Here is a 16,390-nt window from a genome sequence, read left to right as displayed (position 1 = left end):
TTGCGCCGATGACCCCCCGGCGTCGCCGACCGGCGATCCTCCTCCGCCTGGCCGTGGTGCTCGGCGTGGTGGGCGGCATCGTGCTCACCGCGCTCGGCCCGGCCACGGTGACCGGCCTGCTGCCCTACTTCACCATTCAGAGCAACGTGGCGGTCGGCGTGCTCGCCGGCTACGCCGCCTGGTGCGCGGCGCGGGACCGGCCGGAACCGTCAAGCGCGCTCAAGGGCGCGGTGACCCTCTACATCACCATCACCGGTACGGTCTACCACCTGGTGCTGGCCAACCCCGCCAGCCCGTTCGCGATGGCCCAGCCGCACCGGGAGCCGGGCGAGTGGTGGGGTAACCAGCTCCTGCACACGGTGGTGCCGCTGCTCGCGATCACCGACTGGGCGCTGTTCGACCGCCGTGGCCGGCTGCGCCCCCGGTACGCCGCCTGGTGGTTGGCGTTCCCGCTGGCCTACCTCGGCTTCGCGCTGGTGCGCGGGCTCGTCGTGCACCGCTACCCGTACCCGTTCCTCGACGCCGGGCAGCTCGGCTACGACGGCGTCGGGATCAGCGCGCTGGGGTTCGCCGCCGTGTTCTGGCTGCTGGGCCTGCTCTTCGTGGGCGCCGACCGGCTGCTCGCCCGGGTGGTGTCCCGCACCGCACCGGCACCGCCCCCGACGGCCGAGGTGACCGCCCGGGAACCCAGCGGTTCCGGCTCCGGGTAGCGGGACGGGCATGTCGACGACCGGGGACGCCACCACCGACCGGGTGCTGTCGGCGTTGCTGACCATGCAGCGGGAGTCCTGGGAGCAGGGCCTCACCGGGCAGGCGCTGCTCGACCTCGGCCGGCCCGAGGCGGCGACGCTTGTCGCGGACGCCGCGGTGACCCGGCAACGGCCCGACGGCCGGCTCGGCGAGCTGGCCGGAGCGCTCGGCGCGGTGAACGGCGCCGCCTGCGGCGAGGTGGTTCGGCACGCGGCGACCACCACCGGTGAGCCGAGGTACGCCGCCGCGTTGGCCGCCCAGCTCGACTGGCTGACCCGCCGGGCGCCCCGGGCCGCCGACGGCACCCTGTTCCACCTGCTCGACGGCCGCCAGGTGTGGGCCGACACGGTCTACATGGTGGTGCCGCTGCTCGCGCTGACCGGCCGGACGGAGCTGGCCGCCGCCCAGGTCGCCGGGCACCGGCGCCGGCTGCACGACCCGGGCACCGGACTGTACGCGGCCCGCTGGGACGAGGACCGGGGCGAGCTGGACCGGCCGCAGCCGTGGGCCACCGGCAACGGCTGGGTGGTCGCCGGGATCGCCCGGGCGCTGCGCCTGGCGCCGCAGTGGCCGGCGGGGCTGCGCGCCGAGCTGGCCGGGCACGCCGAGGAGGTGCTGACCGCCTGCCTGCGCCACCGCACCGAGGACGGGCTCTTCCCCGACGTGCTCGACGACCCCGGCACGTTCCGCGAGGCCAACGCCGCCCAACTGTTCGGGTACGCGGCGCTGACCGGGGTGGCCGACGGCTGGCTGCCGCCGTCGTGGCTCGGCACCGGGTCGGAGTTGCTGGCCGCCGCCGGCCGGCGGGTGGACCGGTACGGGCGGGTCACCGGGGTCAGCGGCGCGCCGGACTTCTCCGGCCCGGGCACCTCCCCCGAGGCGCAGGCCTGTCACCTGCTCGGGCAGGCCGCGCTGCGCCGCGCCCGGGCGGCGGTCAGTCCTTCCGGATGAGCCCGCGCACGTACGCGGCCTGCCCGGCGTGCTGCAGGTCGTCGTCGAGCACGCTGACCAGCCGTACGCCGAGGGTGACCGGCGGATCCCAGTTGTCGTCCACCACCCGGTCCAGGTCGGTGGGCTCCAGTCCGCGCAGGTACTTCAGGCTCCGCTCGACCACCGCCCGGTGGTAGTCGAGCAGCACGCCGCCGTCCTCCGGTCGCACGGCGGCGATCTGCTCGGGGCCGTGTCCGTAGCCGGTGTCGTCGGGATCGGGTCGCAGGCCGCACCGCCCCGCCCAGTCGCCGGTGACCCAGAGCTGCTCCGCGCCGAGCAGGTCGGCGACGTGGTGGTCCTGGATCCGGGTCAGGTGCCAGACCAGCCAGCCCACCGGGTTCGCCCCGTCGGCCGGGGCCTGCCGCAACTGCTCCGGGGCGAGCCCGTCGAGCGCCCCGGCGACGAGGTCCGGCAACCGCCCGTACGCCTCGGTCAGCAGATCGTTCACGTCCACGTGCGCCTCACTCCCCCACCGTCTGGTGTCGTCCTCCGGGGCAGTACCGCCCAGCGTGCCCGGCAAACCTGGCCGCCTAGGGTGATCACGTGGTCGCGGCGCTGGAGCTGTATCTCGACACCGACGCCACCCGGCGGATCCGGGTGCTGTGGGACCTGCTGGAGTCCGAGGGGGTGCCGAGTCTGCGGTCGCTGCTGGCCCAGCGGCACCGCCCGCACGTCTCGCTCGCGGTCGCGCCCCGCCTCGACCCGGAGCGGGTGGCCGAGGCGCTCGCCGGGACGGTGGTGGCCGCGCCGCTGCGGCTGGAGTTCCTGCACGCCGGCCAGTTCGTCGGGCGGGTGCTCTGGCTCGGGCCGGCGCCCACGGCGGCGCTGCTCGCCCACCACGCCGCGGTGCACGAACGGCTGGTCGGGGCGGGGATCGACGTGGTGGAGCACTACCGGCCCGGGCGCTGGGTGCCGCACTGCACGCTCTCCATGCGGGTGCCGAACCCGCTGATGACCGCCGCGGTGCGCCGGTGCCTGGAGGTGTTGCCGCTGACCGCCACCGTGGTCGGCGCCGCCGTCACCGACCACGCCCGCGACATCTGCCGTCCCCTCCCCTGAGCCCGCGGTCGGTCCCCGGACCCGACCCCGGTCCGTTGCCGGCAGGCGACGGACGGCCCTGGACCCCGGCGGCACGTAGGGTGCCCTCGGCCGGCGCGGCACCGTCCCGCCGCGCTGCGGCCCACCTCGCGCATGATCGGCTCCACCTCGCCGAGGTGGCGGCATCGCACCGCGCTCGATGCCGCCACCTCGGGGAACTGGCGCCGATCATCGGTCCTGGGTCTCGGCGGGCGGCGGACGTCGATCAGCGCCGGCCGAGGTCGAGGAGGAAGGTCGGGTGGTCCGGCTGCGGACACGGGTCGCCGTGGTGGCCGAGCCGCGCCCGCTGGGCCTCCGCCGGCTCGTCGATCACGCCCATGTCCCGCAGCATGGGCCGGAGCTGCGGCCAGTCCGGCTCGGTGAGGTCCCACACGATGATCGTCATCCGACCAGGATGCGGCCCGCCGGGGCGGTGGGCCACCGCGTTCGGGGCCACCTCCTGACGCGGTCCGCGGCTCGGCTGAGCTTAGGATGGCCCGATGAGGCGGAGGCGGTGACCGGCGGGAACACGACGAACCCGGGCTACGGCCATGCCTGTCTCGTCTACGACGACCCGGCCGCGCTGCACGCCCGGACGGTCGAGCAGGTCGCCATCGGCCTCGCCGCGGGTGAGCTGATCTGGCTGGTCGACCCGGAGGATCCGGACGCGGTGGCCCGACGGCTGGCGCCGGTGCCCGGCTTCGCCGACGCGCTGCGGCGCGGCGCGGTGCGGCTGTTCCGGGTCGACGAGGCCTACCGGCGTGACGAGATCGTCGACCCGGAGCGGCAGGTCCGGGCATACATCCGGGCCACCACCGAGGCGCTGACCGCCGGCCACACCGGCCTGCGGGTGCTGGCCGAGGCGACAAACCTGGTCCGCACCGCCGCCCAGCGCGACGCGTTCGCCCGCTACGAGCACCGCATCGACCACTGGATGCGGCACCGGCCGATGTCGGCGGTCTGCGCCTACGACCGGCGGGTGCTCGGCGACGCGGCGATCGCCGAGTTGGCCTGCCTGCACCCGGAGACCAACGCCGACGTGCTGTTCCGGCTGCACGCCGGGGGCGACGACGCGGCGGCGGCGCTCGCGGGCGAGCTGGACCCGACCGACGAGCATCTCTTCGCCGTCGCGCTGGAGCGGGCCGACCCGCGGCCGGTGGCGGGGCGGCTCGTGTTCGACGCGACGAACCTGCGTTTCGTCGACCACCGCGCCCTGCTGCGCCTGCGGGAGCACGCCCGACGCCACGGCGCGGTCGCGGTGCTGCGCACCCGCCGCCCGGCGACGGCCCGGCTGGTCGAGCTGCTGAGCCTGGCCGAGGTACGGGCGGAGGTGGCCCGATGAGGACCGGCGCGGCCGCCGACCACGTGGGCTACTTCCACGAGGCGATCCTCTACGACTCCGACGAGCACCTGCTGGCCGTGGTGCTGCCGTTCCTGCTCGGCGGCGTCGAGGCCGGCGAGCCCACGGTGGTGGGCCTCGGCGGGCGCAACGCCGATCTGGTACGCCGGGCGCTGCCCACCGGCGTCGAGGTCACCTTCCTGCCCGGCGGCGACGTCTACACCCGGCCCACCGCGGCGATCCGCGCCTACCGCGAGCTGCTGGCCGGCCACGCGGCCGCGGGCGCGACGCAGATCCGCATCGTCGGTGAGCTGCCGCCGGTGGTGTTCGGCGCGACCTGGGACTGGTGGGCCCGCTACGAGTCGGCGATAAACCACGCCTACGACGACTTCCCGTTGTGGAGCATGTGCGCCTACGACCGGCGGGTCACCCCGCCGCACGTGCTGACCGACGTGGCGCGGACCCATCCCCGGATCGCCCGGCCGGACGGTTCCCACGAGCCGACCGGCGTCTACACCGAACCGGCGAGCTATCTGACCGAGTGCCGGCCGGCCCCGCTCGATCCGGTGCAGCACACGGCGCCGGTGGTCGAGCTGGTCGACCCGACGCCGGCCCGGGCCCGGGCGGCGGTCCGCGCCGCCGACTCCGGCCTGCTCCCGCCCGACGGCGTCGACGACCTGCTGATGGCCGTCAGCGAGGTGGTGTGCAACGCGCTGCGGCACGGGACGTCGCCGGTGCGTATGCGGCTGTGGTGCGCGCCGGACCGGATCGTGGTGACCGTCCACGACCGGGGCCCCGGCCCGAAGGATCCGTACGCCGGGCTACTGCCGGCCGGTGACGGGACCGAGGGCGGCCTGGGGCTGTGGATCAGTCACCAGAGTTGCGACCACGTGTCGCACCACCGGGACGCCGACGGTTTCACCATCCGACTGACGGCGGGCAATGCGCACTTCCCGGTCTGACCGGCTGACCGACCGGCGGGCCGGGGGCGGGGCGGGCTCGACGGCGCGCGCGGACACGGTACCGTTGCGCCTCATCATGCCCCGCGGCCTGGCGCTGGCGAACCGACGGAGGATGGCGCATGTCCAACGGTGAGGAACCGTTCGCACCCCACGACGACGTGTCCGCGCGGCCGCGGTTCGACCCGGCGCTGCGCGGTTACGACAAACGCCAGGTGGACCGCTACGTCGAGCAGATGGACGGCGAGGTCGGCGCGCTGGCCGCCGCGCGCGACCGGGCGTACACCCAGGTCCGTGAGCTGACGGCGCAGGTGCAGCGGGCGCAGGCCGAGGCGGTCGAGCTGCGTGACCGACCGACGCCGGTGGACCGGGCGTCCTTCCGGGACCTCGGTCCGATGGTCGACCAGATCCTCGACCTGGCCGAGAAGCAGGCCGGCCAGATCACCGAGATGGCCGCCAAGCGCGCCGACGACTTCCAGGCCCAGGCGGAGAAGCTGCTGGTCGCGGCGCAGGAGCAGGCCGCCCGGGAACGGCGCGAGCTGGACGAGGAGCTGTCCGCCCGCCGGGCCGAGCAGGAGCGGGCGGACGAGGAACGGCGGGCCGTCGCGCAGGCGGAGCTGACCGCCGTGCGGGAGCTGGCGGAGAGACTGCGCGCCGAGGGCCAGGCCGTGCACGACCGGGCCCAGCAGGAGGCGAAGCGGCTCGCCGAGCAGAGCACGCAGCAGGTGGAGCAGGCCCGGTCCGCGTCCGAGGCGCTGGTGAAGGCCGCGCGCACCCAGATCCAGCAGGAGGTGCAGGCCAACCGCAGCAAGGCCCAGCAGGAGCTGGCCCAGTGGCAGGCCACCATGGCCCGGGAGCTGGACGAGCGGCGGGCCGCGGCCGAGCAGGAGCTGGCCGACCGGGCCGTGGCCGCCGAGCGGGACATCGCCGCGCTGGTCGCCGAGGCCCAGGAGTACGCCACCGAGGTGCGCGAGCGGGCCGACGAGGAGAACGCCGCCCACCAGGAGCAGCTTGCCTCCGTGCAGCGGGACATCCAGCAGCGCCAGGAGGCGCTGGCCCAGCTCAGGGCCGAGCTGGAGACCGTCGGCCAGCAGCTGGAGGAGACCCGCGAGGAGATCACCGAGATCGAGCAGGCGGGCGCCGAGCTGGAGGAGCGGCTGGTCGGCGTACGCCGGGACCTGGCCATCGAGACCAAGCGGCTGGACGAGGCCCGGCGCGCGGCGGAGCTGGCCGAGCAGCACGCCAAGGAGACCCGGGCCCGGGTGCAGCGGGAGGCCAAGCGGGTGGCCGACCTGGCCGCGGCGGCGGTGATGGCGGCCGCCGCGGGTGGGGGCGAGACCGCCGAGTACCCGCAGGTGGTGGCGCGCCTGCTGGGGCCCGCGGCGGCCGAGCCGGGACCCGTCGGGCGGCCCGAGAACGGGCGGTCCGACCCTGAGCGGTCCGAGGCGGAGCGGGTCGAGGCCGAGCGGGTCGAGGCGGAGCGGGTCGAGGCCGAGCGGATCGAGGCGGAGCGGGTCGAGGCCGAGCGGATCGAGGCGGACCGCCTGAGCGCCGAACCGTTCATCGAACGGCTGGACGGGCCGAGCTTCGACGCGTTCGCGGTGCGCACACCGGCGCCCCGCGCTGTGCCCGAGGCGGAGAGCACCGGGCCGGACACCGACGTCCGCGCCCCGGCCTGACGACCGGGCCGTCCGCCTCGCTCGTCGGCGGCGGTCGCGCCGCCGCGTGGCGCGGTACGGCGGGTCACCGCGTCGGCCCACCGGCGACGGGCTCGTCGTCGATCGTGGCGACGAGCCTCCCGGAGACCTGGCCGGCGGTCCCACCCTCCCGGGCGGCGACGCGCTCGGAGCGGGCGGCCCGCCGGCCCCGTGCGCCGCCGGCCGCGAGCCCGATGGTGGCGACCGCGATGACGACGGCCGCGACGACGGGCAGGGCGCCGGCCTGCCGGTGGTCCAGCACCGCCCCGCCGAGCGTGGCCCCGGCGGCGATGCCGAGATTGAGCACGGTGATGCCGATCGCTCCGGCGGTGGCTTCCCGACCGGGGGAGGCGATCCGCAGGAGGTGCGTCTGGAAGACCGGTGGGAGCAGTCCGATGAGCAGGCCCCAGCCGGCGACCACCACGACCGCCACGGCGAGGTGGCGGTCGAGAAGCAGCAGGGACGCGGCGCTGCCGGCGAAGGCGGCGCTGACCCAGCCGAGCGCCTGCCGCGGGAACCGGTCGAAGAGCGCTCCGGCACCGGCGGTTCCGGCCACCCCGGCCCCGCCGAAGACGAACAGCAGTAGCCCTGCGGTGGTGTCGTCGTAGCCGCCGAACTGGTGGAACAGCGGCGCGACGTAGGTGTAGAGCAGGAAGTGGCCGGTGAGGACGAGGCCGCCGGCGAGCGCGACGCCGAGCACCCCCCACAGCGCCGGGTCGGTGCCTTCCCGCGACGCGGCGGGTGCGGGCGGGTCCGGCAGGGGCAGGGTGCGGATCACGAGGGCCGCCAGCGCGAGCAACGCCGCCAGCGCGGCGAAGGAGACCCGCCAGCCGAGTGCGGCGCCGGCGGTGGCGCCCAGCGGGACACCGACGATGCCGGCGAGCGCGGGGCCGGCCAGCACCACCGAGACGGCCCGGCCGATCCGGGCCGGTGGGGCCAGGGTGGCAACCGTCGGCACGAGCAGGGACCAGAAGAGGCCGTGCGCGGCGGCGGCGACGATCCGGCCGGTGAGTGCCCAACCGTACGAGGGCGCGAACGCGGTGCCGGCCGTCGCCACGGCGAGGAGCAGCAGGATGGCGGGCACGAGCCGCCGGCGCGGCACCCGCCCGGTCAGCCGGGTCAGCGGGACGGCGACGACGGCGATCGTCAGCGCCCAGGCGCCGACCAGTGTGCCGGCGGCGGCGGGCGTGACGTCGAGGTCGTCGCCGAGCCGGAGCAGCAGGCTCGCCGGCAGCAGTTCCGTGGTGACTGTCGCGAAGGCCGCGCCGGCGAGCAGAAGCAGTGCTCGCCAGGGCATCCGGGCGGGTTGAGTGGTCATGGCCAGCACCGTAAAGTCTCACATCGATGTGAGAGTCAAGGAGTGATGGTGCGGATCGGTGAGCTGTCGAGGCGGACCCGGATTCCGGTTCGGATGCTGCGCTACTACGAGGAGCGGGGGCTGCTGGCGCCGCAGCGCACCCCGAGCGGCTACCGGCGGTACGCGGAGGCGGACGTCGGGCGGGCGACGCTGGTCAGCAGCCTGATCAGGTCGGGGCTGCCGACCAGGCTGATCCTGCCCCTGCTCCAGGACGACCGGGCGGCCCCGGCGAGCGGGGACGAGGAGGACGCCGACGAGGGCGAGCTGGTCGCGCTTTTCACCGCCGAACTCGCCCGCCTGGACAGCCGGATCGCGTGCATGAGCCTGAGCCGCGACGCGGTCCGGCGGCACCTGCGGCTCCGGACCGATCACTGAACCGGCGCCCTTGCTCCTGACCTTTGCTATATGCAAATATGTGGATCAATTTGCAGACGGTGATCGATCCTTCACGGACAGGGGTGGTGGACATGCGGAAAGCGTCCTCGATCGGCGCGGCGGTCGTCCTGGCCGTCGCCGCGGCAGGCGTCGTGGTGGTGGGTGGGGCCGCACCGGCCAGCGCGGGCTGCAGCCACTCCCACTCCAACGTGGACAACAAGTTCGGCCAGCTCTTCAACGCCACCAACGTCAACATCCGCAGCGGTCCGCACACCACCTGCGGGTCGCTGGGCTACGGCCAGCTCTCCCACAACGTCGACTTCCACTGCTTCGCCAGCGGCGACCGGGTCAGCGCCAACGGGCACACCACCTACACCTGGACCTACCTCAGGGACACCACCACCGGCGTCTCCGGCTGGGTCGCCGACGCCCTGCTCGACAACCTCGGCGGCAACGTCGCCTGCTGACCGGGCCGCGCCGAGCGCGCCGGGCGGGCACAATCAGCGGGCATGACCGGAGCCGCACTCCACCCGCCCGTCGAGCCGTACGCCACCCACCGGATCCCGGTCGGCGACGGCCACGTCCTGCACGTGGAGGAGGTGGGGCGGCCGGACGGCGTACCCGTGGTCTTCCTGCACGGTGGGCCCGGCGGCGGCCTGGTGCCGGCGGCCCGCCGCTTCTTCGACCCCCGGCGCTACCGCGCGGTGCTGTTCGACCAGCGCGGCGCCGGCCGCAGCACCCCGTTCGGCGAGGTGCGCGCCAACACCACCTGGCACCTGGTGGCCGACCTGGAGACGATCCGGCAACGCCTGGGCATCGAGTCGTGGCTGGTGTTCGGCGGGTCGTGGGGGGTCACCCTGGGTCTGGCGTACGCGCAGGCCCACCCGGAGCGGGTCACCGGCCTGGTGCTGCGCGGCGTGCTGCTGCTGCGGCGCGCCGAGCGGGACTGGTTCTACCAGGGCGGCCTGCGCCACCTCCAACCCGAGGAGTGGGACCGCTTCGTCGCCCCGATCCCGTCGGCCGAACGCGGCGACGTGCTGGCCGCCTACCACCGGCGGCTGCACGGCCCGGACGCCGGCGAGGCCCGGACGTGTGCGCTGGCCTGGGGCCGGTGGGAGGCGGTGAACTCGTCGCTGCGACCCGACCCGGCGGCGCTCGCCCACTTCACCGCCGACGAGCAGGCGCTGCCGATCGCCCGAATCCTGTCGCACTACGCGGTGCACGGCGGCTTCCTCGCCGAGGGCCAGTTGCTCGACGGGGTGGACAAGATCCGCCACCTGCCCGCCGTGATCGTCAACGGCCGCTACGACCTGTGCTGCCCGCCGGCGTCCGCGTACGACCTGGCCCGCCGGTGGCCGGAGGCGGAGCTGCGGATGGTGCCGGACGCGGGCCACTCGGCGGCCGAGCCGGGCATCGCCCGGGAGCTGCTGCGCGCCGTCGACCGCGTCGCCGACCGGATCGGCTGAGACCTCGGCACGCCCTGGTCTTCCGGGGTCGCCGCTGGCAAGATCGGCCGGGTGACGGGTGGGTTGTACGCGGTCAGTGACCTCCACGTGTCGTACGCGGAGAACCGTGCGGTGGTGGACGGCCTGCGGCCGGAGAACGCGGACGACTGGCTGATCGTGGCCGGTGACGTCGGCGAGGCGTTCGCCGACGTCGAGCGGACGCTGCGGCTGCTGCGCGACCGGTTCGCCCGGGTGGTCTGGGTGCCGGGCAACCACGAGCTGTGGACCCACCCCACCGACCCGGTGACGCTGCGCGGGGTGGCGCGCTACGACGCGCTTGTCGGGATGTGCCGTGAGCTGGGCGTGCTCACCCCGGAGGACGACTACCCGGTGTGGCACGGCGAGGGCGGCCCGGTCACCGTCGCGCCGCTGTTCCTGCTCTACGACTACTCCTTCCGCGCGCCCGGCACCACGACGAAGGAGGAGTCGCTGCGCGCGGCGTACGCGTCCGGGGTGGTGTGCACCGACGAGATGCTGCTGCACCCCGACCCGTACCCGGACCGGGAGTCGTGGTGCCGGGCGCGGCTGGCCGTGACCGGACGGCGGCTGGCCGCGACCGACCCGGCGCTGCCGACGGTGCTGGTCAACCACTGGCCGCTGGTCCGCCAGCCCACCGAGGTGCTCTGGTATCCGGAGTTCGCCCAGTGGTGCGGCACCGACCGCACCGCCGACTGGCACGTGCGGCACCGGGCCGCCGTGGCGGTCTACGGCCACCTGCACATCCCGCGCACCACCCACTACGACGGGGTGCGCTTCGAGGAGGTGTCGCTCGGCTACCCGCGCGAGTGGGGGCGCCGGGGCGGGGATCCCCGGCCGATGCGCCGGATCCTCGGCGGCGCCGGGTGATCGAGTCCCTGCTGCCGGCGGCGGCGGTGGCCGTCGAGGCGTTCGCCGACGTGCCCGGCGAGCCGCCGTACCCCGGGGAGGAGGACCTGGTCGCCCGCGCCGCCGAGAGCCGGCGCCGGGAGTTCGTCACCGCCCGGCGCTGCGCCCGCGAGGCGCTGGGCCGGCTCGGGTACGCGCCGGCGCCGATCCGCCCCGGCCCCCGGCGGGAGCCGCTCTGGCCGGCCGGTGTGGTGGGCAGCATCACCCACTGCGTCGGATACCGGGCGGCGGTGGTGGCCCCGGCCACCGCGCTGGCCTCGCTCGGTGTCGACGCCGAGCCGCACGAGCCGCTGCCCGGCGAGGTGGCCGGCATCGTCACCGCGGCCGGCGAGCCGGAGCGGCTGGCCGGGCTGCGCGCGGGCGACGCGGGCGTGCACTGGGACCGGCTGCTGTTCAGCGCCAAGGAGTCCGTCTACAAGGCGTGGTATCCGCTGACCGGCAGGTGGCTCGGGTTCGAGGAGGCGGAGGTGACGCTCGACCCGGCCGGCCGGTTCACCGCCCGGCTGCTGGTCGCCGGGGACCGGACCGACGGCGGGCCGCCGTTGCGCGCGCTCGACGGCCGCTGGCTGGTGGCCGGCGGGCTGGTGGTGACCGCCGTCGCGGTGCCCTGCGATTCGTCCTTGTTTGCCCGGCCCTACCCAGGGTAGGGGCTGAGGGCCTGGTCATTTCACCGCAACGGAGGACAGGTCCTGATGGATTCCAGCAAACCCGCCCAGGTCGTCAAGGGTGTCGTCGAGGCCGCCGTCGAGAAGGTCGGCGACGCGCTGACCCCGGACGTGCCAGGCGCGCCGGGGAGCGCGCCGCCGGCGCTCGAGGAGCCGACCGCGCCGCACGGCCCGCTGCCGCCCAAGGACGAGCAGGGCGCACCGGACACGCGTACCCCGACCGGCGCGGAGACCGGCGTGCCGAAGATCGCCAAGGGGCAGCAGGGGGCGTACCTCACCACTGCCAACGGCGCGCGGCTGCGGGACACCGACCACTCGCTCAAGGCCGGCCCGCGCGGCCCGGTGCTGCTGCAGGACCATCACCTGCGCGAGAAGATCACCCACTTCGACCACGAGCGCATCCCGGAGCGGGTGGTGCACGCCCGCGGCGCCGGGGCGCACGGCGTCTTCGTCGCGAACGGCGCCGCCGAGAAGGTCACCCGGGCCGGCTTCCTGAAGAAGGGCCGCGAGACCCCGGTCTTCGTCCGCTTCTCCACCGTGCTGGGCTCGCGCGGGTCGGCGGACACGGTCCGCGACACCCGGGGCTTCGCCACCAAGTTCTACACCGACGAGGGCACGTTCGACCTGGTCGGCAACAACATGCCGGTCTTCTTCATCCAGGACGCGATCAAGTTCCCGGACATCATCCACGCCGCCAAGCCGCACCCGGACCGGGAGATCCCGCAGGCGCAGAGCGCGCACGACACGTTCTGGGACTTCGTCTCGCTGCACACCGAGGCGCAGCACCACACCATCTGGAACATGTCCGACCGGGGCATCCCGCGGTCCTACCGGACCATGGAGGGCTTCGGCGTGCACACCTTCCGCCTGGTCGACGACGCCGGCGCGACGGTGCTGGTCAAGTTTCACTGGAAGCCGAGGCTCGGGGTGCACTCGCTGGAGTGGGAGGAGGCGCAGCTGATCAACGGCATCGACCCGGACTTCCACCGCCGCGACCTCTACGACGCCATCGAGGCCGGCGCGTACCCGGAGTGGGAGCTGGGCATCCAGGTCTTCCCGGACACCCCGGAGGAGACGTTCGCCGGGATCGACCTGCTCGACCCGACGAAGATCGTGCCGGAGGAGTTGGCGCCGGTGCAGCCGATCGGCACGCTGACGCTCAACCGGACGCCGCGCAACTTCTTCGCCGAGACCGAGCAGGTGGCGTTCCACCTCGGGCACCTTCCGCCGGGCATCGACGTCACCAACGACCCGCTGCTGCAGGGCCGGCTCTTCTCCTACCTGGACACGCAGCTCACCCGGCTGGCCGGGCCGAACTTCACCCAGATCCCGATCAACCGGCCGCACGCGGACGTCAACGACATGCTGCGCGACGGCTTCCACCAGCAGGCGGTGCACGCCGGGGTGGCGCCCTACCGGCCGAACTCGCTCGACGACGGCAACCCGTTCCCGGCCGGGGACCGGGAGCACGCGTTCGTCGACATCCCGGTGACGGTGGCCGAGGCGCCGAAGGTCCGGGCTTCCCCGGCCTCCTTCGACGACCACTACAGCCAGGTCCGGCTCTTCTGGGCGAGCATGTCGCCGGTGGAGAAGGAGCACATCATCCGGGCGTACACGTTCGAGCTGGGCAAGTGCTACCACCAGGCGATCAAGGAGCGGCAGCTCCAGTGCCTGGCCAACATCGACCCGGTGCTCTGCGAGCAGGTCGCCACCGGCCTGGGTCTGCCCGTGCCGCAGCCCACCGTGCCGCTGGCCGAGGTGCAGCCCAGCCCGGCGCTGTCCCAGGTCGGCCGGGAGTGGCCGGCCGACGGCCGGATGGTCGGCATCGTGGTCGACGCGGACGGCGACCTGGACGACGTCGCGCAGGTCCAGCGGGCGGTGTTCGCCGCCGGCATGGTGCCGCTGCTGATCGCCGCGCACGGCGGGACGGTGGGCGGGCTGCCGGTGCAGCGCACGTTCGCCACCGCCCGGTCGGTCGAGTTCGACGCGATCCTGCTGGCCGGCGCGCCGGCGCCGGCGCCGGACGCGTTGCCGGCCCGGGACGCCAAGGCCGGCGCGCCGGGTCCCCGCACCGTCGACCCGCGGGTGTCGCTGCTGGTCGAGGAGGCGTGGCGGCACGCCAAGGCGATCGGCGCGTGGGGCGCCGGCGCCGAGGTGCTCCAGCAGACCGGGGTGGCCGGCTCGCCGGGCGTGGTCACCGGCGGCTCCGGCGCCGAGGTGCTGGAGTCGGTGCAGCGGCTGATGGCGGCACACCGGGTCTGGGAGCGGTTCCCGGCCTCGGTGGCCTGACCGGCGCACGGTCGAGGGGCGGTCCGCCACGGCGGGCCGCCCCTCGCGCTGTACCCCGCCGCCCACCCGAACCTCGGCGGCCGGCCAGCTCGCGCAACGGTCCGCGTACGTCGGGTAGCTCATCGAAGTCCATCATTGACGCCTTAGTTAATACTCTTTAATATTTGGGCCACCTCGAGGAAGACCCCCTGTCCACCCCGTCCCCCGGGAAGGCCCTCGATGCCCAGACCCCACCTCCGGCGCCACCTCGCCGCCGGAGCGCTCGCGCTGGCCACCGCCACCGCCACGCTCGCCCTCACCCCGTCCGCCGCCGAGGCGGTCGTGCTGCCCAACGGCTTCAAGAGCGTCGGCTACATGCCGTCCTGGAGCGGCAGCGTCAACAGCATCCAGTACGGCAAGCTCACCCACATCAACTACGCCTTCGTGCTGCCCAACGGCGACGGCAGCCTGCGCGCCGTGGAGAACCCCGGCAAGCTCTCCTCGCTGGTGTCGCTCGGGCACGCCAACAACGTCAAGGTCTCCATCGCGATCGGTGGCTGGAACGACGGCGACGACTCCGCGTTCGAGGCGCTCGCCGCCAACTCCGGCGCCCGCGGCGCGTTCGTGAACAACGTGGTCAACTTCGTCAACCAGTACAACCTCGACGGCGTCGACATCGACTGGGAATACCCCGACCCGGGCGCGTCGGCCAACAACTACACGCTGCTGATGCAACAGCTCGGCAGCGCCATGCACAGCCGTGGCAAGCTGCTCACCGCCGCCGTGGTCGCCGAGGGCTACTACGTCAACGGGGTGCCCACGGCGGTGTTCGGCTCGGTCGACTGGCTGAACATCATGGCGTACGACGGCGGCAGCCCGCACGCCAACTACGACTGGGCGATCGCCAGCGTCAACGGGTGGAAGGCGCGCGGCCTGCCCGCCGCCAAGGCGGTGCTCGGCGTGCCCTTCTACAGCCGGCCCGGCTACTACACGTACGCCGCGCTGGTCGGCATGGACCCGGCCAACGCCAACCGGGACTGCACCACGGCCGGCGGCGCCCAGCAGTGCTACAACGGCATCCCGACGGTCAAGCGCAAGACGCAGTGGGCGATGACCAACGCGGGCGGGATGATGAACTGGGAGCTGTCCCAGGACACCACCGGCGCGACCTCGCTGGTGACCGCGATCTACGACACGGCCACCGGAGGCGGCACCACCCCGCCGCCGTCCGGGCGCACCGGTCCGATCACCGGCATCGGCGGCAAGTGCGTCGACGTCGCCGCCGCCGGCACCGCGAACGGCACCGCGGTGCAGCTCTACGGCTGCAACGGCACCGCCGCGCAGAGCTGGACCGTGGCCGGCGACGGCACGCTGCGGGCGCTGGGCAAGTGCCTCGACGTGGCCAGCGCCGGCACCGCGAACGGCACGAAGATCCAGCTCTGGGACTGCAACGGCACCGGCGCCCAGGTCTGGCAGGCCCAGGGCAACGGCACGCTGCGCAACCCGGTGTCGAACCGGTGCCTGGACGCCACCGACAACAGCTCCGCCGACGGCACCCGGCTCCAGATCTGGGACTGCTTCGGCGGCGCCAACCAGGTCTGGCGACTGCCGGCCTGATCGCCCGGGCACGCGGCCCGGCGGAGCGGCCTCGAACAGCCGTTCCGCCGGGCCGTCGGCGTCAGCGGCCCGGCTTGGCCCGGCAGATCTCCACCGGCTGGGCCGGCGCGCCGTCGACCGGCGCCGGGTCCTCCGGCGTGGCGGCGATGCCGCCGGCCGCGATCCGGTCCAGCGTGGCCAGCCCGGCCGCGTCCACCCGGCCGAACACGGTGTAGTTGGGGCGCAGCGCCGAGTCGGCCTGGACCAGGAAGAACTGGCTGCCGTTGGTGTCCGGGCCGGCGTTCGCCATGGCCAGCGTGCCACGGGCGTAGAGGCGGCGGACGCCGGTCGGGTCGGTCGGCGCGGGCGGCAGGTCGGTGGGCAGCTCGTCGCGGTACCGGTAGCCCGGACCGCCCTCGCCGGTGCCGGACGGGTCACCGCACTGCAGCACGGTCAGCGTCGGGTAGGCGGTCAGCCGGTGGCAGGGCGTCCGGTCGTAGAACCGGTGCCGGGTCAGGTGCAGGAAGCTCTGCACCGTGCACGGCGCCTGCTCCCGGTCCAGGGTCAGCCCGATCGGCCCCTGGTTGGTGCGCAGCGTGACCCGTACCGTGCCCCGGTCCGGCGTGCGGCGCGGGTCCGGCGGCAGCGGCACCGGCCGGGCCGCCGGCTCGTCCGGCGTCGGCGTGTACGCGCACGGCCCCTTGGTCGGCACGGGGTCGGCGGCCGGCGCCGCGGTCGCGACGACGGCGGAGCCGGCGACCAGCGCGGCGGCGGCCACCGTCACCCCGGCGAGACGGGCCAGCAGCGGTACGGCGGCGTGCGGTCGGGTTTCGCTCGACACGTGGGTCCTCCCTGGACTCGTGGTACCAGAACGACCGGAGTCTATGGAGCCGGTGACCCGGTGTCGACGGAAAGTCGGTTGCCGGG

General features: G+C 74.6%; 17 protein-coding genes. 13 read left to right on the top strand and 4 right to left on the bottom strand.

From position 1 onward, the window contains the following. Nucleotides 1-8: 8 nt before the first annotated feature. Nucleotides 9-710, top strand: a complete 702-nt coding sequence (locus ACGFI2_RS23355; RefSeq protein ID WP_393520633.1) for a Pr6Pr family membrane protein — start codon at nucleotides 9-11, stop codon at nucleotides 708-710. A 10-nt stretch (nucleotides 711-720) separates the two neighbouring features. Further along, on the top strand, nucleotides 721-1,701 hold the full coding sequence (locus tag ACGFI2_RS23350) for a glycoside hydrolase family 88 protein (RefSeq protein WP_393520631.1): 981 nt from the start codon (nucleotides 721-723) through the stop codon (nucleotides 1,699-1,701). Here the strand turns inward: ACGFI2_RS23350 and ACGFI2_RS23345 are convergent. Beyond that, nucleotides 1,685-2,194 (bottom strand): DinB family protein, encoded by a 510-nt coding sequence (locus tag ACGFI2_RS23345; protein ID WP_393520629.1) that lies wholly within the window; start codon nucleotides 2,192-2,194, stop codon nucleotides 1,685-1,687. The two genes, ACGFI2_RS23350 and ACGFI2_RS23345, sit on opposite strands and share 17 nt — an antisense overlap. A gap of 89 nt (nucleotides 2,195-2,283) precedes the next feature. On the opposite strand from ACGFI2_RS23345, the gene ACGFI2_RS23340 reads away from it, so the two are divergent. Continuing rightward, on the top strand, nucleotides 2,284-2,799 hold the full coding sequence (locus ACGFI2_RS23340; protein WP_393520627.1) for a 2'-5' RNA ligase family protein: 516 nt from the start codon (nucleotides 2,284-2,286) through the stop codon (nucleotides 2,797-2,799). A 244-nt stretch (nucleotides 2,800-3,043) separates the two neighbouring features. Here the strand turns inward: ACGFI2_RS23340 and ACGFI2_RS23335 are convergent, their stop codons facing one another. Beyond that, nucleotides 3,044-3,223 (bottom strand): hypothetical protein, encoded by a 180-nt coding sequence (locus ACGFI2_RS23335; RefSeq protein ID WP_393520625.1) that lies wholly within the window; start codon nucleotides 3,221-3,223, stop codon nucleotides 3,044-3,046. A gap of 108 nt (nucleotides 3,224-3,331) precedes the next feature. Here ACGFI2_RS23335 and ACGFI2_RS23330 point away from each other — a divergent pair, with 108 nt between their 5' ends. The 3 genes from ACGFI2_RS23330 (at nucleotide 3,332) to ACGFI2_RS23320 (ending at nucleotide 6,794) form a co-directional block, all read left to right on the top strand. Next, on the top strand, nucleotides 3,332-4,159 hold the full coding sequence (locus ACGFI2_RS23330) for an MEDS domain-containing protein (RefSeq protein ID WP_393520623.1): 828 nt from the start codon (nucleotides 3,332-3,334) through the stop codon (nucleotides 4,157-4,159). Next, complete coding sequence (locus tag ACGFI2_RS23325) at nucleotides 4,156-5,118, top strand: anti-sigma factor RsbA family regulatory protein (RefSeq protein WP_393520621.1); 963 nt, start codon at nucleotides 4,156-4,158, stop codon at nucleotides 5,116-5,118. The genes ACGFI2_RS23330 and ACGFI2_RS23325 overlap by 4 nt, the downstream gene beginning before the upstream one ends. Nucleotides 5,119-5,237: 119 nt before the next feature. Beyond that, nucleotides 5,238-6,794, top strand: a complete 1,557-nt coding sequence (locus ACGFI2_RS23320; RefSeq protein WP_393520619.1) for a hypothetical protein — start codon at nucleotides 5,238-5,240, stop codon at nucleotides 6,792-6,794. Between the two features lie 64 nt (nucleotides 6,795-6,858). Here the strand turns inward: ACGFI2_RS23320 and ACGFI2_RS23315 are convergent, their stop codons facing one another. Beyond that, a complete protein-coding gene (locus ACGFI2_RS23315) occupies nucleotides 6,859-8,130 on the bottom strand; it encodes an MFS transporter (RefSeq protein WP_393520617.1) in 1,272 nt (423 codons plus the stop codon). A 48-nt stretch (nucleotides 8,131-8,178) separates the two neighbouring features. Between ACGFI2_RS23315 and ACGFI2_RS23310 the strand changes: the two genes are divergently transcribed. From ACGFI2_RS23310 to ACGFI2_RS23280, 7 genes are all read left to right on the top strand, one after another. Next, the gene (locus tag ACGFI2_RS23310) at nucleotides 8,179-8,544 is read left to right on the top strand and encodes a MerR family transcriptional regulator (RefSeq protein ID WP_393520615.1); all 366 of its coding nucleotides are present in this window, start codon (nucleotides 8,179-8,181) and stop codon (nucleotides 8,542-8,544) included. A gap of 92 nt (nucleotides 8,545-8,636) precedes the next feature. Beyond that, nucleotides 8,637-9,011, top strand: a complete 375-nt coding sequence (locus ACGFI2_RS23305; protein WP_393520613.1) for a hypothetical protein — start codon at nucleotides 8,637-8,639, stop codon at nucleotides 9,009-9,011. Nucleotides 9,012-9,053: 42 nt separating this feature from the next. Beyond that, a complete protein-coding gene (pip, locus tag ACGFI2_RS23300; RefSeq protein WP_393520611.1) occupies nucleotides 9,054-10,010 on the top strand; it encodes a prolyl aminopeptidase in 957 nt (318 codons plus the stop codon). A 51-nt stretch (nucleotides 10,011-10,061) separates the two neighbouring features. Continuing rightward, a complete protein-coding gene (locus ACGFI2_RS23295) occupies nucleotides 10,062-10,895 on the top strand; it encodes a metallophosphoesterase family protein (protein ID WP_393520609.1) in 834 nt (277 codons plus the stop codon). Then, entirely contained in the window at nucleotides 10,892-11,581 is a 690-nt protein-coding gene (locus tag ACGFI2_RS23290) for a 4'-phosphopantetheinyl transferase (RefSeq protein ID WP_393520607.1), read from the top strand. Before ACGFI2_RS23295 ends, ACGFI2_RS23290 begins: the two co-directional genes overlap by 4 nt. 45 nt (nucleotides 11,582-11,626) lie before the next feature. After that, entirely contained in the window at nucleotides 11,627-13,888 is a 2,262-nt protein-coding gene (locus ACGFI2_RS23285) for a catalase (RefSeq protein WP_393520605.1), read from the top strand. Between the two features lie 219 nt (nucleotides 13,889-14,107). Further along, nucleotides 14,108-15,484 (top strand): glycosyl hydrolase family 18 protein, encoded by a 1,377-nt coding sequence (locus tag ACGFI2_RS23280; protein WP_393520603.1) that lies wholly within the window; start codon nucleotides 14,108-14,110, stop codon nucleotides 15,482-15,484. A gap of 61 nt (nucleotides 15,485-15,545) precedes the next feature. Here the strand turns inward: ACGFI2_RS23280 and ACGFI2_RS23275 are convergent, their stop codons facing one another. After that, entirely contained in the window at nucleotides 15,546-16,304 is a 759-nt protein-coding gene (locus tag ACGFI2_RS23275) for a peptidylprolyl isomerase (RefSeq protein ID WP_393520601.1), read from the bottom strand. Between the last annotated feature and the right edge of the window lie 86 nt (nucleotides 16,305-16,390).

This window comes from Micromonospora sp. NPDC049282 (assembly GCF_043197045.1).
In the GTDB taxonomy this organism is placed as follows: domain Bacteria; phylum Actinomycetota; class Actinomycetes; order Mycobacteriales; family Micromonosporaceae; genus Micromonospora.
This window is presented reverse-complemented; position numbering and strand designations above follow the sequence as displayed.

What these genes read in the sequence shown, in the direction of transcription:
- ACGFI2_RS23355 (WP_393520633.1), top strand. Translation starts at nt 9, where the DNA reads ATGACCCCCCGGCGTCGCCGACCGGCGATCCTCCTCCGCCTGGCCGTG.
- ACGFI2_RS23350 (WP_393520631.1), top strand. Translation starts at nt 721, where the DNA reads ATGTCGACGACCGGGGACGCCACCACCGACCGGGTGCTGTCGGCGTTG.
- ACGFI2_RS23335 (WP_393520625.1), bottom strand. Translation starts at nt 3,223, where the DNA reads ATGACGATCATCGTGTGGGACCTCACCGAGCCGGACTGGCCGCAGCTC.
- ACGFI2_RS23325 (WP_393520621.1), top strand. Translation starts at nt 4,156, where the DNA reads ATGAGGACCGGCGCGGCCGCCGACCACGTGGGCTACTTCCACGAGGCG.
- ACGFI2_RS23320 (WP_393520619.1), top strand. Translation starts at nt 5,238, where the DNA reads ATGTCCAACGGTGAGGAACCGTTCGCACCCCACGACGACGTGTCCGCG.
- ACGFI2_RS23315 (WP_393520617.1), bottom strand. Translation starts at nt 8,130, where the DNA reads ATGACCACTCAACCCGCCCGGATGCCCTGGCGAGCACTGCTTCTGCTC.
- ACGFI2_RS23305 (WP_393520613.1), top strand. Translation starts at nt 8,637, where the DNA reads ATGCGGAAAGCGTCCTCGATCGGCGCGGCGGTCGTCCTGGCCGTCGCC.
- pip (WP_393520611.1), top strand. Translation starts at nt 9,054, where the DNA reads ATGACCGGAGCCGCACTCCACCCGCCCGTCGAGCCGTACGCCACCCAC.
- ACGFI2_RS23285 (WP_393520605.1), top strand. Translation starts at nt 11,627, where the DNA reads ATGGATTCCAGCAAACCCGCCCAGGTCGTCAAGGGTGTCGTCGAGGCC.
- ACGFI2_RS23280 (WP_393520603.1), top strand. Translation starts at nt 14,108, where the DNA reads ATGCCCAGACCCCACCTCCGGCGCCACCTCGCCGCCGGAGCGCTCGCG.